This window comes from Corallococcus sp. AB030 (assembly GCF_003668965.1).
Lineage (GTDB): Bacteria > Myxococcota > Myxococcia > Myxococcales > Myxococcaceae > Corallococcus > Corallococcus exiguus.
Genome location: NZ_RAWQ01000127.1, coordinates 1 through 24,024 on the forward strand (window position 1 = coordinate 1; position 24,024 = coordinate 24,024).

A 24,024-nucleotide genomic window follows, 5' to 3' on the forward strand; every position below is an offset into this window, starting at 1 on the left:
CACCGGCCCCGCCCCCTGGCCTGGAGGACGACCGCGAGCGGCTCACCTCCGGCTCGCGGGTGCTGCTGGTGGTGGAGGACGACGCCCGCTTCGCCCTCATCCTGCGCGACCTGGCGCGCGAGCTGGGCTTCCAGTGCATCCTGGCCGCCACCGCCACGGATGGACTGGAGGCCGCGCTCGGCCACGCACCCCATGCCATCATCCTGGACATGAACCTGCCGGACCACTCCGGCCTCACGGTGTTGGATCAGCTCAAACGCAATCCGCGCACGCGCCACATCCCGGTGCACGTGGTGTCCGCGGCGGACCCGACGCGTGAGGCACTGGAGCTGGGCGCGGTGGGCATCGCGCTCAAGCCCGTGCAGCGCGAGCAACTGCTGGACGTCTTCCGCACGCTGGAGACGAAGTCCGCGCCGGGCCCCCGCCGGGTGCTGGTGCTGGAGGACGACGCCCGTCAGCGCGAGAGCATCCAGAAGCTGCTGGAGGCAGAGGACGTGGAGGTGGAGGGCGTCGCCACCGCGCACGACGCGCTCCAGCGGCTTCGCGAGCACACCTTCGACTGCATGGTGATGGACCTGCACCTGCCGGACCTGAGCGGCCAGGACCTCCTGGAGCGCATGGCCGCCGAGGAGGCCGTCTCCTTCCCTCCCGTCATCGTCTACACCGGCCACACGCTCAGCCGCGACGAGGAGCAGCAGCTGCGCCGCTTCTCACGCTCCATCATCATCAAGGGCGTGCGCTCCCCGGAGCGCCTGTTGGACGAGGTGACGCTGTTCCTGCACCAGGTGGAGTCGCGCCTGCCACCGGAGCACCAGCGCATGCTCCAGGCCGCTCGCGACCGCGAGTCCACGCTGGAGGGCCGCCGCATCCTCGTGGTGGAGGACGACGTGCGGAACATCTTCGCCCTCTCCAGCGTGCTGGAGCCCCGGGGCGCGAAGGTGGAGATCGCCCGCAACGGCAAGGAGGCCCTGGCCCTGCTCACGAAGAGCCTGGCCCAGCCCCAGCTCGCGGTGGACCTGGTGCTGATGGACATCATGATGCCGGAGATGGATGGCCTCACCGCCACGCGCGAAATCCGCAAGCAGGAGGCCTGGCGCAAGCTGCCCATCATCGCGCTCACCGCGAAGGCCATGCGCGACGACCAGGAGAAGTGCCTCCAGGCGGGCGCCAACGACTACATCGCCAAGCCGCTCGACGTGGAGAAGCTGCTGTCGCTCCTGCGCGTCTGGATGCCCAAGGGGTGAGGCCGCGCATGCTCGACGTGGCGACGAAGGAGTTCGACATCGAGCTGCGGCTGCTGCTCGAGGCGCTCTACCTGAAATACCACTACGACTTCCGCGGCTACGCGGAGTCCTCCCTCAAGCGCCGGCTGGCCCAGGCCGCCGAGCGCCTCGACTGCGCCACCCTGTCCCAGCTCCAAGACCGGATGCTGCACGAACCCGCGCTGTTCCCCGTGCTGCTGGACTACCTCACCGTGCAGGTGAGCGAGCTGTTCCGCGCCCCGTCCTACTTCCGCGGCCTGCGCGAGCACGTGGTGCCGGTGCTGCGCACCTATCCGTCCCTCAAGGTCTGGGTCGCGGGGTGCAGCACGGGGGAAGAGGCCTGGTCGCTCGCCATCCTGCTGCGTGAGGAGGGGCTGCTGGAGCGCACGCTCATCTACGCCACGGACATCAACCCCACCGCGCTCCAGCGCGCGGAGGCCGGGGTGTACGCGGTGGACCGCATCGCGTCCTTCACCCAGAACCACCGGCTGTCCGGCGCGCGCACGTCGCTGTCGGACTACTACACCGCCGCGTACGGCGGCGCGGTGTTCGACCGGTCGCTCAAGGGCCACATCGTCTTCTCGGACCACAGCCTGGCCACCGACAGCGTCTTCGCGGAGGTGCAGCTCCTGTCGTGCCGCAATGTGCTCATCTACTTCAACCGCGAACTCCAGGAGCGCGCGCTGGGATTGTTCGCGGAATCGCTCTGTCACAAGGGGTTCCTGGGCCTGGGGGCGCGCGAGTCTCTGCGCTTCTCCTCGCACGAGGCCTCGTTCACCCCCGTCGTCCCCGAGGATAGGCTCTACCAGAAGCGATAGAGGAGGCCCCACCGCCATGCCCACTCCGCGCCCCGCTCCGCCCGCTGGCCGCGTCGACGCCATCGTCATTGGTGCGTCCGCGGGCGGGGTGGATGTCCTGACACAAATCCTGCCCGCGCTGCCCACGAACTTCCGGCCCGCGGTCCTCGTCGTCCTGCACCTGCCGCGCAAACTCCCCAGCCTGCTGCCGGAGGTCTTCACCGCCCGGTGCACGCTGCCGGTGCACGAGGCGACGGACAAGCAGCCTGTCCAGCCCGGGACCCTCTACTTCGCGCCACCCAACTACCACCTGCTCGTGGACCGGGACGCGAAGGGGCCGTTGCTCGCGCTGTCCATGGACGCCCCCGTCCACTTCTCCCGCCCCGCCATCGACGTGCTCTTCGAATCCGCCGCGGCCGTCTATGGCCCACGCCTGGGCGGCGTCATCCTTACGGGCGCCAACGCGGACGGGGCGCTGGGGCTCCAGGCGGTGAAACGGCGGGGCGGCGTCACCCTGGTGCAGGCCCCCAACACCGCTCGCTCGCCTGCCATGCCCCAGGCAGCCGTCGCGGCGGGGCCGGTGGATTTCGTGCTGCCTCTTGAACAGATGCCCGCCGTCTTCCGGGCATGGGGAGATGGCGGTGCTATCTGACCTGTCCGTCCTCAGCAAGGAGCCCCTGCCCGTGGCTTCCCGGGTGAAGTGCCTGCTCGTCGATGACCTGGAGGAGAATCTCCTGGCGCTCTCCGCCGTGCTGCGGCGTGACGACGTGGAGGTGCACTGCGCCCGCTCCGGCGCGGAGGCACTGGAACTGCTGTTGCGTCACGAGTTCGCGCTCGCGCTCGTGGACGTGCAGATGCCGGAGATGGACGGCTTCGAGCTGGCGGAGCTGATGCGCGGCTCAGAGCGCACCCGCGACGTGCCCATCATCTTCGTCACCGCCGGCGGTGGCGACCCCTGGCGCACCTTCAAGGGCTACGAGGCCGGCGCGGTGGACTTCCTCTTCAAGCCGCTGGAAGCCCACGCGCTACGCGGCAAGGCGGAGGTCTTCTTCCAGATGCATCGCCAGAAGCAGCAGCTGGCGCAGCAGCTGGACACGCTCGCGGAGACGCTGCGCCTCAACGAGATGTTCACCGCGGTGCTGGGCCACGACCTGAGGAACCCCCTCTCCGCCATCCTCACCGCGGCGGACCTGCTCCAGCGCCGCTCGGAAGACGAGGCCGTGAAGAAGACGGCCTCGCGGATGATGACCGCCGGCAAGCGCATGAGCCGGATGATTGAAGACGTGCTGGACCTGGCGCGCGCGCGGCTGGCGGGCGGGATTCCGCTGCGCCGGGGAGAGACGGACTTCGGGCAGCTGGTGCAGCGCATGGTGCAGGAGCACCAGACGTCATGGCCCCGCCACCGCATCGAGGTGCGGCAGGACGGAGACCTCGTGGGGGACTGGGACGCGGACCGGCTGGCGCAGGTGGCCTCCAACCTCATCGGCAACGCGCTCCAGCACGGCGACGCCGCGGAGCCGGTGCGCATCCTCGTGGACGGCACGCGCGACCACGCCCTGCACTTCACCATCACCAACGTGGGCGTCATCCCCGCCCACCTGATGCCCTTCCTCTTCGACCCGTTCCGCGGCGGCCAGCAACGCCGGGGCCGGGGCGAGGGCCTGGGCCTGGGGCTCTACATCGTCCAGCAGATCATCCACGCGCATCAGGGCGGCGTGGAGGTGCTCTCCGGCAGCGGGCCCTACACGGAGTTCCGCGTGGAGCTGCCGCGCAAGGGCATGGACGTCGTCAAGCTGTAGCGCCGTTGTCCACGGGCACGCTGCCCGGCCCGTCGGACTCCTCCAGCGGCGGCAGCGTGTGCAGCCCCCAGCGCTGTCCCGCCTGCCAGGCGGCGACACCGGAGACGCCCCAGCCTGCGCGCTGGGCCTCGCGCCCCTCGAACTCCAGCCAGAAGACGGCGGTGTCCGGTCGCGCCGCCTGGTCCAGGCACGCCACGCGCGACAGCGCACGTCCGTGCGAGTCCAGCGCCACGGCGAAGGGCTTGTGCGAGTGGCCGCAGATCACCCACTTCGGGTGCACCGTGTCCACCAGCTTGCGCGTCACCGGGTTGCCAATCCACGGCGAGGGCAGCGGGCGCGAGGGGGCCAGGCGTTCGTCACGGGCCTTCTGCACGATGCCCCGGGGCCACTCGTGCACGAGCAGCAGGTCCACGTCCCGCATCGCGGACACGTGCTCCACCTCCGGCGTGCGGAAGTAGCCCGCCTGCTTCGCCGTATCCAGCGACGTGGGCCGCTTCAGCGGCTGGTCGATGAAGCGCGGCGCGTGGATGCCGGACAGGTACGCCACGCGCAACGGGCCCAGGGTGCGCAGGCCCGCGCGTCCCAGGTAGTGGACGTCCGGGGCCAGCTCGCCGCCTTCGGGCAGGTCGTGCAACGCCTCGAAGTCCTCGTTGTTGCCGCCAATGAAGTACAGCGGCCGCTTCACGCGGCGGATGCCATCCGCGTACTCGGCGAACTCCGCGGGCATGGCGCGCTTGGCGGCCTTGCGCCGGTGGTCGTCCGCGTGGCGGAAGGCCTCCACGTCCCCCACCGCCAGCACCAGGTCCACCCTCCGGCCACGCGCCTGCTCCAGCGCGTCCAGCCACGCCTCCACGCGGTGGAAGCGGCCATGGATGTCACCCAGCGCGGCGACGAGGAGGGAGTCCTGCGGCATGTCCTTCACTCAAGGCCTCCCGCCCCTCCCTGTCGAGTCATCCGCCTCTGTCACTTTCCAGTGACGGACGTATGGCTGCCCCGGCTACGGGCAGCCCAGCGGATAGGTGACCTCCACCACCGCGCCCGGGGCCGGGGCGCGCAGCCGGTCGAAGATGACAGCGTTGGCCCGCGCGTCATAGGACCAGCCGTCCGTCACGGGCAGTCCGTCCACCCGGACGGCGATGGCGCCGGGGTCCTCCGGCACCTCCGACAGGGGGAAGGCGCGGTTGGGCCCGAAGGCGCTCTCCGACAGCTTCTCCAGCGACGCGGCCCAGTTGGGCGTGCAGATGCTGTCCACCACGCCGTTGAGCTTCCGGGCCAGCTCCATGTACCGGCTGCCGGAGCTGCTGGAGGTGGTGCAGGTGCTCAGGTCCTCCGGGCCCACCACGGCGTTGAAGCTCACCTTGGACGGGTCGTTCCCCTTCAGGGCCAGGAGGTAGGTCTCGTAGAAGGACACCGGCTGGGAGCTGAAGTCCTCCTCGTCCGACAGCACGATGATGGCCAGCTTCGCCTCCTCGCGCAGGAACCCGCCGTTGCCGTCGTTGGCCTGGGGCGTGCGCGGATCATCCAGGTCGTAGAGCAGCGGATCCGACAGCGCTCGGTACGCCGCGTCCAGGCCCTGCTCGTTCCAGTGGCATACGCCCACGTGCGTGTTGGTGGCGAAGACGCCGGCCGCGTTGGGCGTCTCCGGCGTGATGATGCGCGGGCTGGAGCCGTCCACGGGGAACAGGCGCCCGTTCTCACCGCCCAGCGCGCCGCCGGGGCACTCGGACCAGCCGCCCGGAGACGGGTCCAGGCCGGTGGTGGTGACGCCGATGCGGTAGTCCACCTGCGCGGCGGTGGCCGCGGACAGGAAGGCCGAGAAGTTATCCCCCAGGCTCTGCTGCTCCTCCATCATGGAGCCCGAGTTGTCCACGACGAAGAGCACGTCCACGCGCGCCTCCGACTGCTGGACGAAGCGGTCCGTCTGGTCCGTCTTCGCCAGGCCCCGCCCCACGAGCCCCGCGTTGTAGACGGCGCCGTCCCTCAGCGTGAAGCGCACCGTCGCCGCGTCCTCGCCCTCCTCCCCGGGCGCGTACTTCGCGGTGAGCTTCACGCGCCCGCCCGCGGGAATCGTGGCCGGCAGCGCACCGGACACGGCGAACTCCTGGCCCGGCTGCTCCAGCTTCATGCCCGTCACCTTCACGTCCCCCGGACAGTCGTTGTAGGCCATGAACTCGCGGGTACGAGGGCCGCACGCCAGCCGGCTGATGCCGAAGTCCACCGTGGTGGGCTGCACGGAGAAGCACCCCTGCACGCCCCGGCCCACCAGGTTCACCAACGGGTGGCCGCGCGTGGGATGGCTCACCCAGCCCTCCGCGAGCCCCTGGAACTCCCCTTCACCGGATGGGCGGAAGCGCACGAGCAGCGTGGCCTTCTTGCCGGGCTCCAACACACTGTTGGCCACCGTCGACGCGCGGAACGCGGGGTCCGACCCCGACGCCAACTGGAGCCCCGCCAGGAAGCACGCCTGCGTGCCGGTGTTGCGCAGCGTCACCCCCAGCGCCACCTCCGAGCCCACCGGCACCTGGCCGAAGTCCAGCACCGAGGGCAGCGCGTACTCACACGGCGCGAAGGCCTTGCCCTCGCCCGCCAGCGTCACGCCGTCCGTGGCGCTGGAGGTGCGCTGGGTGGAGGTGACGGCCAACTGCCCGCTGCTCGCGCTGCCCACGCCCGCGCGAGGGCTGAAGGTGAGGCCCACCTTCAGCGTGCCCCCGGGCGCCACCGGCTGGCTGGACGGCGGCTGCGCGAGCGTGAAGTAGCCCCCCGCCTGCGTGGTGAGGTGGAGCCCGGTGACGGTGGTCTCCTCGCGGCAGTGGTTGTTCACGGTGACGTCGCGCGTGGCCGTCATGCCGAAGGCCACCGGCCCGAAGTCCAGGTGCGCGGGCGTCACCTCCACGCACGACGCGCCGCCCTCACCCGTCAGCGTCACCTTGGGCCCGGGCGACGTCGTCTTCGGCTTGCGCACGGACACCTCCACGCGGCCATCGCGCACCCGGCCGGCCACCGCGGGCGTGAAGGCCACGCGCAGCTCCACCACCCCACCCGGAGCCAGCACGTCGTTGGGGAGCGCGGGCGCGCTCACCACCTTGAACACGCCGGACGGGTCCTCCAGGAGCGCCGCGCCCTTGTAGCTGAGCGGCTCGGAGCCCAGGTTGCGCACGGTGATGCGCTCCTCGGCGGTGGCGCCCACCGCCACCCGGCCGAAGTCCACGCGCAGCGGCGTCACCTCCAGCGCGCCGGCCACGCCCATCCCCGTCAGCCTCACCACCGCGGGCTCGCAGCCGTCGCACACCGCGACGTGCAGCTCCGCCTCCCCGTTGCCCAGCCGCACCGGGCTGAAGGCCACCGGCACCTTGCGCGTCTCATGCGGCGCCAGCGTGGACGGCATCCCCGCGCCGGCGGAGAACTCGTCCTTGTCCGCGCCCTCCACCGACAACACCAGCGGGCTCTCCACGTCGGAGGGGTTGCGCACCGTCACCTCGCGCATCTCCACCAGCCCCAGGTTCACGTTGCCGAAGTCGAGCGCTGACTCCGGCACCTCCACCAGCGCCTTCACGCCGCGCCCGCTGATGGGCACCTGCGTCGCCGCGCCGCCGGACGCGTCCGTGAACAGCTCCAGCTGCCCCTGCACCGCGCCCTCCACGTCGGGCGTGAAGCGCACTTCAAGCGCGTGCTCCGCGCCGGCCGTCAGCGTGAAGGGCTCGAACACCGGGACGCTGACGTTGGGCAGCGACGAGCGCGCTCCCTCCACGCGGTACGACGCGCGCCCCTGGTTCGCCAGCCGCAGCGTCATCGTCTTGGTGCGCCCCACGGCGGCGGGGCCGAACTCCAGGAGCTCCGGGCGTGCCGCGAAGCCCGTGCGTGCCTGCTGTGAAGTGGGCCGCTCACACGCCGTCGCCGCCGCCACCAACGCCAACACCAGCCATCGGAGTCCACGCATACAGAGTCCCCCATTTCCTTCGCACGGCACCGGTGTCCCCCCACACAGCACTGCGCGTGGATCCGGTCGTCGTAGAAAGGTGCAACCCTGGTGCCTGGGCGTCCCAACGAGGCGCCGTCACGCCGCCAACACGGCAAACGGGCGCCCACGCTGGGGAACGGCATTTAACGGGTAAAGCAGGAGATTCCACGTTTCGTGGAAGCGACTGCAAAAGCTTCACAAACGGTCGATGCTACACCGACCCCTGACCCTCGGGGGCCGTGCGATTTCCAGAGGGGACGAGTGGCGTGCGCAGGACGGCCGGGTGCCCGTTTGGCGGTGGGGATGCGGGCGGCGGTTTCGCGTGTTTCCGCTGAACCTCTCCGGTAGTGCGCCTTTGCGTGCACCGGAACACCCTTTCAGTGATAAAGCGCCCCCCATGTCCGAGCCCGACGTCATTTCCATCCGTGGTGCCAGGGAGCACAACCTCAAGACCGTCTCCCTGGACATCCCGAAGAAGAAGCTCGTGGTGTTCACCGGTGTGTCGGGCTCCGGCAAGAGCTCGCTCGCGTTCGACACGCTCTACGCCGAGGGGCAGCGCCGCTACGTGGAGAGCCTCTCCTCCTACGCGCGCCAGTTCCTGGGGCAGATGGAGAAGCCCCGCTACGACACGCTGCGAGGCCTGTCGCCCACCATCTCCATCGAGCAGAAGGCGGCCAGCAACAACCCGCGCTCCACGGTAGGCACCGTCACGGAGGTGCACGACTACCTGCGCGTGCTCTACGCCTCCATCGGTGTGCAGCACTGCCCCCAGTGCGGCCGCAAGGTGGGCAAGCAGAGCGCGCAGCAGATCGTCGATGAGATCATGAAGCTGCCCGCGGGCACCAGGCTCCAGGTGCTGGCGCCCATCGTCACGAACCGCAAGGGCGAACACAAAGATCTGCTCGCGGAGGCGCAGAAGCGCGGCTTCTCCCGCGCGCGCGTGGACGGGAAGGTGCGCGAGCTGGAGGAGCGCATCGAGCTGGACAAGAAGTCCAAGCACGACATCGCGCTCATCATCGACCGTCTGGTGTTGAAGCCGGACCTGCGCACGCGCCTGACGGACTCCGTGGAGACCGCGCTGCGCGAGGGCAAGGGCACGCTCATCATCACGGACGAGAAGGGCACGCTCGCGTCCGACCGCGTGATGAGCGAGCTGAACGCGTGCCCCGCGTGCGGCCTGTCCTTCGGGGACCTGACGCCCGCGTCGTTCTCCTTCAACAACCCGCTGGGCATGTGCACGGACTGCAACGGCCTGGGCACCCGTCCGGAGATGGACGCGGACCTGCTGGTGCCAGACCCGTCGCGCACCATCCGCGACGGCGCCATTGAGCCGTGGGCCAGCGGCATGAACCGCGGCGAGGGCTGGACGGCGGACTTCGTGGAGAGCCTGGCGTCCGCGTTCAAGATCGACCTGGACGTCCCGTACGCGAAGCTGACCAAGCGGGAGAAGGACGTCCTGATGAACGGCGCGAAGGGCAAGTCCTTCACCGTGCAGTGGGGCGACAACGGCCAGTACGACATGGAGTGGGAGGGCCTGCTCGCCCGCACCATGCGCAACTTCAAGACGACCACGTCGGAAGCGCGCAAGGCGGAGCTGCAGAAGTACTTCAGCGACAAGCCCTGCCCGTCCTGCAAGGGCGAGCGCCTGCGTCCGGAGAGCCGCGCGGTGAAGGTGCACACGCGCACGCTGGTGGACCTGAGCCGGATGACCATCACGGAGGCGCGCACCTTCCTCACGCAGATGGGCCTCTCCGCGCAGGAGGAGAAGATTGCCCAGGAGCTGCTCAAGGAGATCCGCAGCCGCCTGTCCTTCCTGGTGGACGTGGGCCTGGGCTACCTCACGTTGGACCGCACCGCGTCCACGCTGTCCGGCGGTGAGAGCCAGCGCATCCGGCTGGCGTCGCAGATGGGCAGCGAGCTGACGGGCGTCATCTACATCCTGGACGAGCCCTCCATCGGTCTGCACCAGCGCGACAACGGCAAGCTCCTCACCACGCTCAAGCGCCTGCGCGACCTGGGCAACTCCGTCATCGTCGTGGAGCACGACGAGGAGACGATGGAGGAGGCGGACTACCTGGTGGACTTCGGCCCCGGCGCGGGCGAACTGGGCGGGCAGGTGGTGTCCCAGGGCACGCCCAAGCAGGTGATGGCGGACGAGAAGAGCCTCACCGGCGCGTACCTGTCCGGCCGCCAGGAGATTGAAATCCCCGAGTCGCGCCGCCCGGTGAACCCCAAGCATCAAATCTCCATCGTGGGCGCGACGGAGAACAACCTGAAGAACGTGGACGCGGACATCCCGCTGGGCATCTTCACGGCGGTGACGGGCGTGTCCGGCGCGGGCAAGTCCACGCTGATCAACGAAATCCTCTACCCGGCCCTGGCGCGCGCTCTCTACGAGAGCCGCGAGCCCATGGGCAAGCACAAGTCCATCAAGGGCCTGGAGCACCTGGACAAGGTCATCGACATCGACCAGCGGCCCATTGGCCGCACGCCGCGCAGCAACCCGGCCACGTACACCAAGGTGTTCGACGCCATCCGTGAAGTCTTCGCCATGACGCCGGAGGCGCGCACGTTCGGCTACGGCCCGGGCCGCTTCAGCTTCAACATCAAGGGCGGCCGCTGCGAGGCGTGCGAGGGCGACGGCGTGAAGCTGGTGGAGATGCACTTCCTGGCGGACGTGTACGTCCCCTGCGAGGTCTGCAACGGCAAGCGCTTCAACGAAGCCACGCTGCGCGTGCGCTACAAGGGCAAGAACATCGCGGAGACGTTGGACTTGAGCGTCCGGGAAGCGGTGGACCACTTCGGCGCGCACAAGGACATCCTGCGCGTGCTCACCACGCTCACCGACGTGGGCCTGGGCTACCTGCGGCTGGGCCAGCCCTCCCCCACCCTGTCCGGCGGTGAGGCGCAGCGCATCAAGCTCGCCCGCGAGCTGGCCCGGGTGGCCACCGGGCGCACGCTCTACATCCTGGACGAGCCCACCACGGGCCTGCACTTCGAGGACATCCGCAAGCTCTTGTCCGTGCTCAACCGGCTGGTGGAGGCGGGCAACAGCGTGCTCGTCATCGAGCACAACCTGGACGTCATCAAGAGCGCGGACTGGCTCATCGACCTGGGGCCGGAGGGCGGCTCGGGCGGCGGGCAGATTCTCGCCATCGGGACGCCGGAGGACGTGGCGAAGGAGGAGGCCAGCCACACCGGGCGTTACCTCAAGCACGTGCTGGGCAAGGCGCGACGGGCCCGCATTGGCAAGCGCGTGGACGCGGCCTGAGGGGCCCCGGTAGGGTGGGGGCATGGCCGAGACCTCGACCGCCCCCACCTCCCAGCGCTTCCCGCCTCAGATTCCCTACATCATCGGGAACGAGGCCTGTGAGCGCTTCAGCTTCTACGGGATGCGGAACATCCTCGTGGTGTTCTTCATCGACTACCTGCTGCGCACGCACGTGCCGGAGACGGGGGCGCGGGAGGCTCAGGCGAAGTACCTGATGCACCTGTTCATGGCGGGGGTGTACTTCTTCCCCCTCCTTGGCGGGTACCTGGCGGACCGCTTCTTCGGGAAGTTCCACACCATCTTCGTGCTGAGCCTCGTGTACTGCGCGGGGCACGCGTGCCTGGCGCTCTTCGAGGACAACGCCACGGGCTTCTACACGGGCCTGACGCTCATCGCGATTGGCTCAGGCGGCATCAAGCCGTGCGTGTCCGCGATGGTGGGCGACCAGTTCACGGAAGGCAACAAGCACCTGGTGAAGAAGGTCTTCGCCATCTTCTACTGGACCATCAACTTCGGTTCGTTCTTCGCGTCGCTGTTCGTCCCCGTGCTGATGAAGAACTACGGGCCGGCGGTGGCCTTCGGCGTGCCGGGCATCCTGATGTTCCTGGCGACGATCATCTTCTGGGCCGGCCGCAAGCACTACGTGCTGGTGCCGCCCACGGGCCCCAATCCGCACTCGTTCTTCAAGGTGCTGGGCAGCGCGTTCCGGGGCAAGGACGCGGCGGGCGGCACGTGGCTGGACAAGGCGAAGGCGGAGCACCCGGCGGAGGCGGTGGAGGGCGTGAAGGCGGTGTTCCGCGTGTCCGCGCTGATGCTGCCGTTCGTGCCCTTCTTCTGGATGCTGTTTGATCAGAAGGCGTCCACCTGGGTGGTGCAGGCGCGGTCCATGGACCCCAACGTGGGCGGCATCGTGTTCCAGCCCAGCCAGATGCAGTTCATCAACCCCATGCTGGTGATGCTGCTCATCCCCTTCCTGACGGCCGTGGTGTACCCGGCCTTCCAGCGGATGGGCTGGGAGCTGACGCCGCTGCGCCGCATGCCGCTGGGCTTGGTGATTGGCGCCGCGTCGTTCGTCATCGCGGGCTTCTTCCAGGTGGCCATGGAGGGCGGGACGACGCTGAACATCGCGTGGCAGCTCTTGCCGTACATCGTGCTGACGGTGGCCGAGATCCTGGTGTCCACCACGGGCCTGGAGTTCGCGTACACGCAGGCGCCCCGGGAGATGAAGGGCACCATCCAGAGCGTGTGGCTGGTGACGAACACGCTGGCGAACGTGGCGGTGGCCATCGCCGCGGCGCTCAACGTCTTCACGGGCTCCGCGCAGTTCTTCTTCTACGCGGCCCTGGCGACCGTGGCGGCCGTGGGCATGGCGCTGGTGGCCCGCCGCTACGTGGTGCGCGACTACTACCAGACGGACGCGCAGGCCCCCATGGACGGCCGCAACCCGGGCGTCGAGCCGAAGCCGGCCTAAGGCGAAACCTGCACGGTCGGATCCGCCGTGGGAGACGTGTGCGGCCCCCGGCGGGGCAGCGCCACCGTGAAGGTGGCGCCCTGCCCCGCCTCGCTTTCGACCTGGACCGAACCGCCCAGCCTCTCCACCAGCTGGTTCACGATGTGGAGGCCCAACCCCAGCCCCCCGTAGTGGCGGGACGACACCGCGCGCTCGAAGGCCCGGAAGATGCGCGCGTGCCGCTCCGCCGGGATGCCAATGCCTTGATCCCGGACCTCCAGGCGGGCCATCACGGCATCCCCCTCCACTCGCACTTCGATGGGCCTCCCTTCGCCGTACTTGATGGCGTTCGAGAGCAGGTTGGTGACGATCTGATCCAACCGCGACCGGTCCCACACGCCCGGCATCGCCGTGTCTGCGTGGACCTGGAGCCGGGTTCCGGACGAGGCCAGTTCGGGGACGAAGCGCGCCGCGACGTCCCGGACCAGCGCGGCCAGGTCCACCTCCTCGAACTCCAGCTCCAGCTTTCCGGCATGGATGCGGGAGACGTCCAGCAGGGTGTTGACGAGCTTCGCCATCCGCTTCGCCTGACGCTCGATGACCTCCAGCGAGTGCGTCACCGTCTCCACCCGCGCGGTCCGCAGCGCTCCTGAGCGGGCAAGGCGCATCAATCCCTGCACCGACAACTGGAGGGACGTGACCGGGGTCTTCAGCTCATGCGAGGCAATGGAGAGGAACTCATCCCGAAGGCCAATCGCCAGCTGCGCCTGCTGGTAGAGGCGGGCGTTGTCCAGCGCCATCGCCGCGCGGCGGGCCAGCTCCTGCGCGAGCGCGAAATCCGCCGGGCCATACCGGCCACCGCCCTCCACGCGGGCGAGGGTGAGCGCTCCGAGCGCATGCCCCCGTGCGAGCAGCGGCACCGAAATCCACGACTGGAACTCGACCACCTCGGACAGGCCCTGCCCGTCCCGGACGCACCCCAGTGACATGGAGGCGCATCCCTCCGGGCAGAACTCCGGCTCGCCCAGGCGGAGCACCCTCCCCGGGCCATGCGCGGCCTCCAGGTCGGGCAGCGCGCAGTGCATCCGCGCGGTCGCGGTGGCGTGCAGCGCTTGGGAGCGGGCCTCGGTGATGCGCTGGAAGGAATGCCCCCCGTCCAGCAGGTCCACCGCGCACCAGTCGGCGAACCGCTCGACGGTCAGCGCGGCCACGCTGCGCATCGCGTCCTCGGGGGCGAGCGAGCCGGTGAGCAGCCCGGACGCCTCCGCCAGGAGCGCGGACCGCCCCTCCTGCGCCTCCGCGCGGGCGCGCGCCTGTTGCTCCCGCTGGAAGGTCTGATCGCGCTCCTGCTCGGCCCGGCGGTGCTCGGTGATGTCGATGCCGGTGCCGATGACGTACTCAATCACTCCCGACTCGCCTCGAAGCACGTTGCTGGCCCAGGCGATGAGGCGGCGCTCTCCCGTGCGCGTCATCCAGTGGTGCTCGGACTGCTCGAACCCCAACCCGGCCGCGAGCACGGCGAAGTTCTTCGCGACCCGCGCCGCTTCGTCCGGCGGCTGGAGTCGCGTCCAGAAATACGCGCCGCGCAGCTCCTCGAAGGAGTAGCCCGTCATCTCCTGGCACGCCCGGTTGAAGCGGATGATCCGCCCTTGGGGATCCAGGACGATGACCAGCGCGCGGGCCGTGTCCAGGACCGCTGAACTGAAGTCCCGCTCCCGCTGGAGCTCGCGCTCGCTGTCCAGGGTCCGCGCGAAGAGTTGCCGGTGGACGAGCGCGGTGTGAAGCACACCGCCGAGCCGCTCCACCATGCCCCGGTATTGCCGCGGCAGCCGCGGCTCGCGGTCGAAGTACAGCAGCAGCAAGCTGGAAGGAGCACCGGCGTCGTCAATGGGCACGGACCACCGCACGAGCCCCGGCGAGTCCAGCTCCGGGTAGGGAAGGTCCACCGAGTGAGGCGCTGGCATCTCGGGGCGCGGGGGCAACCCTGGAATCGGGAGCTGGCGGGAGGCCGAGGACAGTCCGCTCGCGCCCAGAAGCCCCACATGTCCCCGCGCATCCGGCTGGAGCCAGAGGGCGACCGCGCACCCCAGCCGCTCCGCGACGCGGTCCAGGAAGTCGTCGGCGGGCTTGCAGGGATTGAGCAGATCGAGCGCCGCGACCGTGAGCTCCTGGAGCACGCTCAAGAGCGCGAGCCGTTCCTCGGTGAGCTTGTGGTCCCCGTCCGCGCCGTGGTCCGCCATGCGCCACCTCACTCCCTCACCCAGGCAGGGCGACCACCACCGCTGTCTTGTTGTGGAACTGGGGGACCCCACCTCCCATGGCCCCCACCTCGCCCAGGGTCAGACAGCCCACGACCGGGACGCCCTCTCCGAGCGCGTCCTGGAACCTCGCGAGCTCGTCCCGGACGCCCTCCCCCAGGAGGAGGTACCGGGAGACGCAATCGAACACCACCGCGCCGCCCAACGTGCCAGGGGTTGCCTCCCGGGCCAGGGTGGCGGCACTGCCCGCGGCGTCGAGCAGGTCCGTGCGCTTGCCCTCCATCACGCGGACCAGGGAGCCGTCCGGGACCTCGGCGATGAAGCGCACCGAACCGTCGGGTTCGACGGTCAGGGGATCGCGGATCACGAACTCGCCATTGGCCTGGGGAATCCCCAGCGGGTGGGTCATCGCGAAGCGGGGGAAGCTTTGCGCGTCCAGGGCGTCGCCCCGGCTCTCGGCCGTGTGCCGGTAGACCTCGAAGGCGCGCTCGTAGTCGAGCTCGACGGCGGTCGAGCCCCGGGCCTTGGTGACCTGCGAGGGCGGACCATACGGAGACCAGCCGTGCTGGATGCCCACGCCCAACGGTTCCAGGGCATCAAAGGCAATCACCACCACCTGGTCCTGGTAGGCATGCCCGTGCGTGAACTGGGCCGTCTTCACGAACCGGACGTTGTTGCCCGCTCCGCCGCCCGCCCAGCGGATGCCCGCGCCCGCCTCCTGTTGAGCCCCGCGCACGACCTCCGTCGAGTTGCCGCTCAGCGCGTCCGGCAGGACGAACAGCGTCCGCCGGTATCCAGGGGGCTTGGGAGGCAGCTTGCTGACGGCCTCGGCCACCGCCGCGCGTCCGGCCGCTCGCGGGCTCACGCTGACCGGCCCGCCCATTCCCACGCCGACGCGGAAGTCGCCGCCGCGGAAGACCGCGATGACCAGGCCCTGGAGCAGCAGCTCCGTTCCCGCGAAGACGCCCGCCGCGCAGCACCCGGCCCAGGGGATGTCCCCGAGCTGCGCTCCGACCGCGGACGCCAACGCCACCGCGTCGTACTGGTCCGTGCACAGCACGAGCGCGAAGCTGGGGGCGTCCGCGCCGCGCAGCGCCTCCTGGCTCGCCTCCCGCGCTGCGGCGGTGCAATCCGCCGAGCGACTCTTTCCAATCTGGATCCGCATGGGCTCTAGAGAATCGATACCCACGCGGGAGCGGGCGTGCAGGGTCCCCACGGCCCACGAAAAACGCCGGAGCACCCAGGGGGCGCTCCGGCGTTCGTGCTTCAGCAAGACTGCCCTACCCGGCTCAGGTGGCCGGGTGGACGGTGCCTTCCTGGTGCGCGGGCGTCGACGCGGGCGTCACTTCGTCCGTGCCGTGCATCATCCGCTTCAGCATGGGGGCGAGGAACAGCAGGATGACGCCCGACAGGCCCGCGCCGATGACGATGGTGAGGAACACGCTGAACTCACCCATCTTCTCCGAGTAGCCACCCAGCACGCCGGACAGCTTGTTGGCCACCGCGTTCGCCAGGAACCACACGCCCATCATCGCGGAGACGACGCGCTGGGGCGCCACCTTGCTCACCATGGACAGGCCCACCGGCGACAGGCACAGCTCGCCCATGGTGTGGAAGAGGTACGCCATGATGACCCACCACGCCGCCGCCTTGCCGTCCATCGCGCTCTCCTTGGAGGCGCCCAGCATGAAGGCGAAGCCCACCGACAGGAAGATGAGCCCCAGGGACATCTTCACCGGGATGCTCAGGTCCTTGCCCTTCGCAGCCAGCGAGCTCCACACCGCCGCGAAGATGGGCGCCAGCGTCACGATGAAGACGGAGTTGAAGTTCTGGAACCAGGTGGTGGGCACCTCCCAGCCGAACATCGAGCGGTCCACCTTCTGGTCCGTGTAGAGGTTCATCAGGCCGCCCGCCTGCTCGAAGCCCGTCCAGAACGCCACCACGAACAGCGCGATGATGAAGATGACGATGATGCGGTCCCACTCCTGGCGGCTGAAGGCGTGGTGCTTGCCGTCCGGCGTCGTCGTCTGCGCCTCGGTGGGGCGCGGCGCGGGCGCGAGGCCCACGTTGCCCAGGAACCGCTTCGCCAGCGCCACGAAGATGATCACGCCCAGCGCCATGCCCACGCCGGCGGAGCCGAAGCCCCAGTGCCAACCCACGCGCTCACCCAGCGTGCCGCAGATGAAGTTGCCCAGCACCGCGCCCAGGTTGATGCCCATGTAGAAGATGGTGAAGGCACCGTCGCGCCGGCCGTCACCCGCGGGGTACAGCCCGCCCACCATGGTGGAGATGTTCGGCTTGAAGAAGCCGTTGCCGATGATGAGGAAGCCCAGGCCCGCGTAGAAGATGGAGATGCCGGGGAGCGCCAATAACAGGTGGCCGATGATCATCAGCACGCCGCCCAGCAGCACCGCCTTGCGCTGGCCGATGTAGCGGTCCGCGATGTAGCCGCCCAGGATGGGCGTCAGGTACACGAGGCCCGTGTACGTGCCGTAGAGGCTCAGCGCATCCGCGGCGGACCAGCCAAAGCCGCCCCGCACCTTGTCGGTGAGGAAGAGCACCAGCAGGCCGCGCATGCCGTAATAGGACATGCGCTCCCACATCTCGGTGGCGAACAACAAATACAGGCCCGGGGGATGCCCCTTGCGGGCCTCGCCCGCGGCGACGGTGCTTTGCATGCCGTGAGTTCCTCGAACGGATTCTTGTGAGGGGGAACGAAAAGTCGCGCGACTGTAACAGGAGTCCCGCCCTCGGCGAGGACAGAGGACACCCCGCGTCCTTGGGAATTCCCGCCCCCTGCGCGAGCAGCCCTTCAGCCCCCCGCGCCCCGGCCGTTCGTGGCCGGGCGCGTCAGCCGATGCGCCGGGGCCAGCGGCCGCGACTCGCACCCGCGGTGGGGGTGGAGGCCAGGGGCTCCGCGTGCGCGGGGCGCATGGGCAGCCGGACCTCCACGCGCGTGCCCTTCTCCAGTTGGCTGGTGATGTGGATGCGGCCCCCGTGCTGCAGGATGATGCGCCGGCTGAGCGCCAGGCCCAGGCCCGTGCCTTCACCCGCGGCGCGGGTGGAGAAGAAGGGCTGGAAGAGCTTCTCCAGGTCCTCCGCGCGGATGCCCACGCCGGTGTCCTCGATGGTGACGAGCGCCTCGTCGCCCTGCTGGGCCGTCTCCACCAGCACGCGGCCGGCGTCGCCCACCGCGCGCAGGGCGTTGTCCAGCAGGTTGAGCCACACCTGGTTGAGGGTGCCCGGGTCGCCCCAGATGGGCTCCGCGCACTGGTAGGCGCGCTCCACCACGACGGCCGAGGGGATGCGCCAGCCCAGCACGCTGAGCGTGGAGTCGAGCGCCACGTCCAGCCGCACCGCCACCGGCTTCTCCGCCGTGCGCACGAAGGACAGCAGCGACTCCGCCAGGTGGCGGATGCGCTGGCCGCACTCCTCCATCACCTCCAGCATCGCGGTGCCCAGGTTGGGGTCCCCGCCCGTCTGCTTCCCCTGCATGACCTCCTTCAACGGGATGAGCGCGTTCATCAGCCCGTTGAGGGGGTTTCGCACCTCGTGCGCGAAGCCGGAGGTGAGCAGGCCGATGGCCGCCAGCCGCTCGTTCTCCGCCGCGCGCACGGCCGCCTCGCGCAGGCGCAGCTGCGTCTCCACGCGCGCCAGCAGCTCACGCGGGCTGAAGGGCTTGCCCAGGTAGTCATTGGCGCCCGCGCCCAGGGCCTCCACCTTGGCGGCCACCTCCTGGCGCGCGGTGAGCAGGATGACGGGCATGTCCACCGTCTGCGCGTGGGCGCGCAGCTGCACCAGGAGGTTGAGGCCGGACTGCACCGGCATCATCACGTCGGACACCACCAGGTCCGGCCGCTCCTCCATCGCGCGGCGCGCCCCCTCTTCCCCGTTGGCGGCCTCCAGCACCCGGTAGCTGGGCGCGAGGATGTCCGCGATGAAGGCGCGGATCTCCGCGTCGTCCTCCACCACCAGGATGCGGGGGGCCTTCGAGTCCGCGCGCGTGTGGTCCTGCGGCTCCGTGGGGCGCTGCGCCCCGGCGACGGTGGCGGCCAGCACGGTGGCGAAGCGGCCGGAGCTGCGGCGCTCACGGCGCGTGGGCAGGTCCGTGGCGCGGCGCTCGCGCAGGTCCTCGCGCAGATGCCGGGTGCCCTTGGGCAGCCGCACGCGGAAGCTGCTGCCCTGCCCCGGCGTGCTCGACACCTCGATGCCGCCCGAGTGCAGCGCCAGCGTCTCCTTCACCAGCGCCAGGCCGATGCCGCTGCCCCCGAAGCGCCGCGTGCCCGTCGTGTCCGCCTGGGCGAAGCGGTCGAAGATGACGGCCAGGTCCGCGGGCGCCATGCCCTGCCCCGTGTCCACCACCTCCACGTGCACGTCCGTGTCGTCCTCGCGCAGCCGCACCGCGATGTTGCCGCCGGCCGGAGTGAACTTGAGCGCGTTGGAGACCAGGTTGTGGAACACGCCTTCAATCCGCTCCGCGTCCGCGTGCACCGGCGACACCGGCCCGCCCTCCAGCGAGAGGGTGAGCCCCTGCTTCTCCGCCACGGTGCGGAAGGGCAACAGCTGCGAGGACAGGAACGCGTGCAGCTCCAGCGGCTGGTAGCGCAGCCGCACCTTGCCCGCCTCCAGCTGCGCCAGGTTGAGCAGGTTGTCGATGAGCCTCAAGAGCCGCTGCGTGCTCCGGTCCAGCGTCACCAGGTGCTGCCGCACCACCGTGGGCAGCGACTCCGGCTCCTTCTGGAGCGCGTCCAGCGACAGCAGGATGAGCGTGAGCGGCGTGCGCAGCTCATGGCTCACGTTGTCGAAGAACTCCGTCTTCAGCCGGTCCTGTTCGCGCTGCTTGACGAGCGCCGCCTCCAGCTTCTCGTTGGCCTCCGACAGCTCCCGCGTGCGCGCGACGACGCGGTCCTCCAGCGCCACGTTGCTGCCGAACACCTCGTCGTAGCGCTGCTGCAATTCTCGCAGCGAGCCCATGTTCGCCTGGGCCTGCGCCGCGAGCAGCTCGTCCTTGCGCTTGAGCTCGCGCCACCGGTCCAACCAGCCGCCCAGCGCGAAGCCGCCCATGCCCAGCGACGTCACGGAGAAGAGCGCGTCCCCCCAGCCCAGGTGCGTGGCCAACAGCCCGCTCACCATGCCCAGCAGCAGGCCCAGGTAGTGGCCCCAGAGCGTGGGCGGATCCGTCCAGGTGAGGTGGTAGCGGCACGCCTGGCCGCCCAGCACCTGGCACTCCGACTCCCGCACCTCCGCGGGCGCCAGGCCCCAGATGGTGGGGAAGGACGCGAACTGGCCCATGCGCAGCTCGCAGATGTTGCGGTTCTGCTCCGGGGTGCTGCTGCGGTAGGACAGCTTGAGCCGCTTGTGCTCCAGCAGGTCCACCGCGAACGCCCCCACCCGGTTGTAGCTGGGGGAGAAGTCGATGGTCTGCTTGTAGCAGGCCTTGGGCGAGCCGAAGGCGCGCAGCATGTAGAAGACGAAGCCCAGCGCCTGCGGCGACGCGGTGAAGAGGCCCGCCTCGCGCATGAAGCGCGAGTCGCCGGAGTCCTCGCGCAGCGCCGCCGCCACGCGCTCCAGGAAGCGCAGCGAGACGTAGTTGGTGGGCTGGCGCATGTAGTCCAGCCCCAGGCTGAACGCGTGCTCGCGCCACACCCGGGCCAGCCGCTCCGCGCCAAAGCGGTGCTCGAAGTAGAGCAGCAGCGTGGACGTGGCGCGGACGCTCACCTCGGGGGCGTTGTCCGCGGACACGTCCTGCACCTTCACCGCCGGCAGGCGTTGGGTCACGGCTTCGTTCCTTCGGTGACCAGCGTCACCGCGTACTTCAGTCCCTCCGGGTCCTCGAGCATGGCCAGGAAGTCGGCGCAGTGCGACTGGTAGGCCTCGAGCCCGCCCAGGACCGCCGCGCCCACCGGGGCCAACGCCTCGAAGCGCGTCTTCCAGTCGCGCACGAGCCGCGCCTCCGCGGCGCCCGGGGAGAGGTAGAAGGGCATCAGGTGCACCCGCACGTCCGTGAGCTGCGCGCGGCGGAACTCAGAATACAGCTTGCGGCCCACGTACAGGTCGAACCCCTGCGCCGCCAGGGCCTCCACGATGCGCTGGGTGCCCACGCGCAGGTGCTCCGGGAAGGGCCAGTTCTGGAGGCCCAGCCCGTCGATGTCGGACACCACCACCCGCCCCCCGGGCCGCGTCACGCGGATGAGCTCCGCGAGCGCCACGTCCCGGTCCGGCAGGTACTCGAAGACGTACTGGCTCCACGCATAATCGAACGCGTCCGAGGGCAGGCCCGTGGTGCGCACGTCCGCCTGGAGGAACGTCAGGTTCGGGCGGTGGGCGTTGCGCGATCGCGCCTCCGCGAGGCGGCCGTCGTGCAGCTCCACGCCGGTGACGTGGCCGCCCTCCCCCACCAGGTCCGCCATCAATTCGGCGATGCCGCCCGGGCCGCAGCCGGCGTCCAGCGCGCGGTCCCCCGGCTTGAGGCCCGTGCGGCGGAGGACGTCGCGCGTGTCCTGGGACTGCTCCTGCTCCAGGAGGCGACGGGACTCTTCGGCGGATTCCATGAGGTACATCAGCGCGCCTCCTGCTTCTGGACGGACACCGGAGCCTCGGGAGCCTGGGCGGAGGCCCGGGGCTTCATGCGCCGCATGGGCATCTGCCGTTCGAAGAGCGAGCGCCAGGCCTCGCACCAGCGGCGCACCATGGAGCGGTGGAAGGTCCACTCGGAGAAGAGGCCCTGGTCCATGAAGCCCCAGGCGCCCAGCACCGGCATGTCCAGCGCGTCCACCATGCCCAGCGCCGAACCGCGGCCCCGCTCGCGCGCGTGCGCCATGCACCGCAGCGCCAGCGCCGCCACCGCGTCCTTCGCGCGAGGGTGCTCCCGGTCCGCCACCACCAGGTTGAAGCCGTTGGTGACCTCAATGAGGCTCAGGCCCGGCGAGGCCTCGTCCTGGAGCGCCAGCGCCAGCGGCCCCTCGTTCCCATCCACCACGAACATCCGCCGCTCGCGGTGCAGGCCCGCCGCGCGGAAGCGCGCGCCCAGGACGGACTCGGGGCCGGGGTCCGCGCCCAGGTCCTCGCTGAGCAGGCGCACCATCTCCCCCCGGCGGCGCAGGTATGACTCCAGCCACTGGCGGTCCTCCGGGCCCGCCTCGCGTACGGCCGGCAGCGCCCCCGCGTCCACGGTGGGCATCTGGGACAGGTCCGCGCGCAGGTAGTGGAACTGGCGCAGGTGGCACAGCCCCTGCCCTTCCAGCACGCGCGCCAGCCACGTGCCCAGCCGGTGCGGCCACCGGTTGTCGGTGCGCCACATGTAGCGGATGAACTCCACGTCCTCCATCGCCTCGCCCACCTCCACGGCGAGCGACGTGAGCTCGCTGGAGATCTGCTCGCTGCGCCGGAAGCTCGGCATCACCGCCAGGTGCTGCACCAGCCACGTGCCGGAGTACATGCGCAGGCCGTTGACGTGCCCCAGGAGTCGGCTCGCATCCGTGAAGACGAGCGAGCGCCCCAGCGCGCGCGCGCGGCCCAGCCGCTCATACGTCGCCTCCAGCACGGGCAGGACGCGGGGCTCCTCGCCGAAGGGGTGGTCCGGGTGGAAGGTGTAGCGGGCGTCCGCCATCATCCGCCAGACGTCCGGGAAGCGGAACACCGCGGCGTCGCGGACCTGGGGGGCGCGCGCGGACACGAACGCATCCACGATGGCGTCGCGCACCGCGCGCGGCATGTCCAGGATGCGCACGCCGCAGCGGTAGGGCCTCAGGCGCTGAGCATGCCGGGACTCGAAGGGCACGACCTCCACCGAGCGCACCTCCACGCGGCACGCCACCTCCGAGCCGTCCGGCAGCAGCACCATGGTGTCCAGCAGCGAGCCTACCGGAAGCACCTCGCACGACGCGTCGATGGGGAAGGCGAACCCGCCCGCGCCCAGATCCAACACCGCGCGGGTGATGCGCTGGCCGCTGAACGGCGAGGTGAAGCGCACGAGGAAGCGGTGCTGCGCGCTGGGGCGGAAGCGCTGCTGTCCACGCCGGTTCTCCACCGCGAGCGTGCGGGGCATCCCCAGCACCACGCCGTCAGGCCCCACGTGGAGCATGCTGGTGACGCCGCGGTAGCGCTGGCCGCCCATCTCGAAGGAGAGGTGGACCACCTCCCCCACGCTCGCGGGCAGCGCCGGGGACACCTGCCCGCGCAGGAGGCCCCGTTCGTCGGAAGGCTCCACCGTGGCGGACTCCAGCAGGAAGTGCGCCGTCTGGCTGTCCGCCGGATGCAGCCACACGGGCAATTCGCGCCGGAGCGCCTTGCGCAGCGCGGCCTGCACCGCCACCGGGTCCCGCAGCGTGCGCGGCGGGGCGGCGGTGGACTCGTCGTTCGCGAGCCGCCAGGAGATGCCCACGCGCAGGAACGCGTGCGTCCCCTGCTGGACGGGGGTGGCGTGGCGCACGTAGGCGCGGGCCACGTGCAGCACGGGCCGGCCGTCGCGCAGCATGGTCAGCGAGTCCAGGGGCGTGCCCGGCAGGAAGGCCGCCAGCGACGCGTCCATGGGGACCTGGAGCGCGGCCCCGAAGTGGCCCAGGTCCTGGCACTCGGCGCTGAAGGCCTGGCCGCGCAGGAGGAAGTCCACGCGCATTCCGGCATCCAGCGACACGCGTGTGGACGCGCGCAGCTGGAGGATGTCGCGCAGGCGCGACTTCAATTCGCCCTCGGTCAGCGCGTCGTCCACCGTGCTGAAGACGTGCCCCTCCGCGGCCGTCTCCACCAGCTCCTCCAGCCCGTGTTGATCCGACCGGGCGCAGACGAACACGCAGACGGCCTCCGGCGCCGCCCGGTCCACGTGGCGCAGGAAGCGGCGCGCGTTGTCCGCGGGCGCGATGATCAACGTGGGCGCGGTCGCCTCCATGCGCCGCGTGGCTTCCAGCTGTGAGCCCACCACCGAAACGCGGTGCGTGTTCAACGCGGACTTCAACGCGTTGCGACGCATCTCGTTGGGGTGGACGATGAGGACTTCGTGAGTCGGCACGCTCATGGATTTCCCCCGACGCGCAAGAGCCACACCGGCGCCCGTGCATGGCGCCATTCCCGTCGACGCGGGGCATGCACGCGCCCCGTTCCCGCCATCCGCATGTCTTGAGTGTCCGAGCCTGGTGCTCTCTCTGTTGCCAGCGGGCCCGCGCTGAAACGCCTTCCCCGGTGAGCCGCCGGCGAACAACCACCGCGTACTTTACCTGCTCCTATGGATTAG

The 24,024-nt window shown here is 70.3% G+C and carries 14 protein-coding genes; 6 read left to right on the forward strand and 8 right to left on the reverse strand.

The features are described 5' to 3' along the window. The 4 genes from D7Y15_RS26790 to D7Y15_RS26805 all read left to right on the forward strand — a co-directional run. Positions 1 to 1,244 (forward strand): response regulator (locus D7Y15_RS26790; RefSeq protein WP_121754349.1); only part of this gene is annotated, 1,244 nt, incomplete at its 5' end. Beyond that, entirely contained in the window at positions 1,241 to 2,080 is an 840-nt protein-coding gene (locus tag D7Y15_RS26795) for a protein-glutamate O-methyltransferase CheR (RefSeq protein ID WP_233605098.1), read from the forward strand. The genes D7Y15_RS26790 and D7Y15_RS26795, both read left to right, overlap by 4 nt. A 16-nt stretch (positions 2,081 to 2,096) precedes the next feature. Further along, positions 2,097 to 2,711, forward strand: coding sequence for a chemotaxis protein CheB (locus D7Y15_RS26800; RefSeq protein ID WP_120578467.1), 615 nt, complete (start codon positions 2,097 to 2,099; stop codon positions 2,709 to 2,711). Between the two features lie 31 nt (positions 2,712 to 2,742). Next, positions 2,743 to 3,858 carry a hybrid sensor histidine kinase/response regulator gene (locus D7Y15_RS26805; RefSeq protein ID WP_199733824.1) on the forward strand — a complete coding sequence of 372 codons (1,116 nt, stop codon included), beginning with the start codon at positions 2,743 to 2,745 and terminating at the stop codon, positions 3,856 to 3,858. Here D7Y15_RS26805 and D7Y15_RS26810 read toward each other — a convergent pair. Both D7Y15_RS26810 and D7Y15_RS26815 read right to left on the reverse strand, forming a co-directional pair. Then, positions 3,848 to 4,771, reverse strand: a complete 924-nt coding sequence (locus D7Y15_RS26810) for a metallophosphoesterase (RefSeq protein ID WP_121754356.1) — start codon at positions 4,769 to 4,771, stop codon at positions 3,848 to 3,850. The two genes, D7Y15_RS26805 and D7Y15_RS26810, sit on opposite strands and share 11 nt — an antisense overlap. Before the next feature lie 84 nt (positions 4,772 to 4,855). Next, the gene (locus D7Y15_RS26815; protein ID WP_121754351.1) at positions 4,856 to 7,795 is read right to left on the reverse strand and encodes a choice-of-anchor D domain-containing protein; all 2,940 of its coding nucleotides are present in this window, start codon (positions 7,793 to 7,795) and stop codon (positions 4,856 to 4,858) included. A 418-nt stretch (positions 7,796 to 8,213) separates the two neighbouring features. Between D7Y15_RS26815 and uvrA the strand changes: the two genes are divergently transcribed. Together uvrA and D7Y15_RS26825 are read left to right on the forward strand one after the other, a co-directional pair. After that, on the forward strand, positions 8,214 to 11,087 hold the full coding sequence (gene uvrA, locus D7Y15_RS26820; RefSeq protein ID WP_120578465.1) for an excinuclease ABC subunit UvrA: 2,874 nt from the start codon (positions 8,214 to 8,216) through the stop codon (positions 11,085 to 11,087). A gap of 22 nt (positions 11,088 to 11,109) precedes the next feature. Next, the gene (locus tag D7Y15_RS26825; RefSeq protein WP_120578464.1) at positions 11,110 to 12,558 is read left to right on the forward strand and encodes a POT family MFS transporter; all 1,449 of its coding nucleotides are present in this window, start codon (positions 11,110 to 11,112) and stop codon (positions 12,556 to 12,558) included. On the opposite strand, the gene D7Y15_RS26830 is transcribed toward D7Y15_RS26825, so the two are convergent. The 6 genes from D7Y15_RS26830 to D7Y15_RS26855 form a co-directional block, all read right to left on the reverse strand. Next, positions 12,555 to 14,777 (reverse strand): ATP-binding protein, encoded by a 2,223-nt coding sequence (locus D7Y15_RS26830; RefSeq protein WP_120578463.1) that lies wholly within the window; start codon positions 14,775 to 14,777, stop codon positions 12,555 to 12,557. The two genes, D7Y15_RS26825 and D7Y15_RS26830, sit on opposite strands and share 4 nt — an antisense overlap. 16 nt (positions 14,778 to 14,793) lie before the next feature. Continuing rightward, a complete protein-coding gene (locus tag D7Y15_RS26835) occupies positions 14,794 to 15,960 on the reverse strand; it encodes an FIST signal transduction protein (protein ID WP_199733823.1) in 1,167 nt (388 codons plus the stop codon). 124 nt (positions 15,961 to 16,084) lie between these two features. Next, on the reverse strand, positions 16,085 to 17,473 hold the full coding sequence (locus D7Y15_RS26840) for a peptide MFS transporter (protein ID WP_120578462.1): 1,389 nt from the start codon (positions 17,471 to 17,473) through the stop codon (positions 16,085 to 16,087). Positions 17,474 to 17,645: 172 nt separating this feature from the next. Next, a complete protein-coding gene (locus D7Y15_RS26845; RefSeq protein ID WP_120578461.1) occupies positions 17,646 to 20,573 on the reverse strand; it encodes an ATP-binding protein in 2,928 nt (975 codons plus the stop codon). Further along, positions 20,570 to 21,355, reverse strand: a complete 786-nt coding sequence (locus tag D7Y15_RS26850) for a methyltransferase domain-containing protein (RefSeq protein WP_172810460.1) — start codon at positions 21,353 to 21,355, stop codon at positions 20,570 to 20,572. Before D7Y15_RS26850 ends, D7Y15_RS26845 begins: the two co-directional genes overlap by 4 nt. Further along, positions 21,355 to 23,808, reverse strand: a complete 2,454-nt coding sequence (locus D7Y15_RS26855; RefSeq protein WP_121754352.1) for a PilZ domain-containing protein — start codon at positions 23,806 to 23,808, stop codon at positions 21,355 to 21,357. The genes D7Y15_RS26850 and D7Y15_RS26855 overlap by 1 nt, the downstream gene beginning before the upstream one ends. Positions 23,809 to 24,024 lie beyond the last annotated feature (216 nt).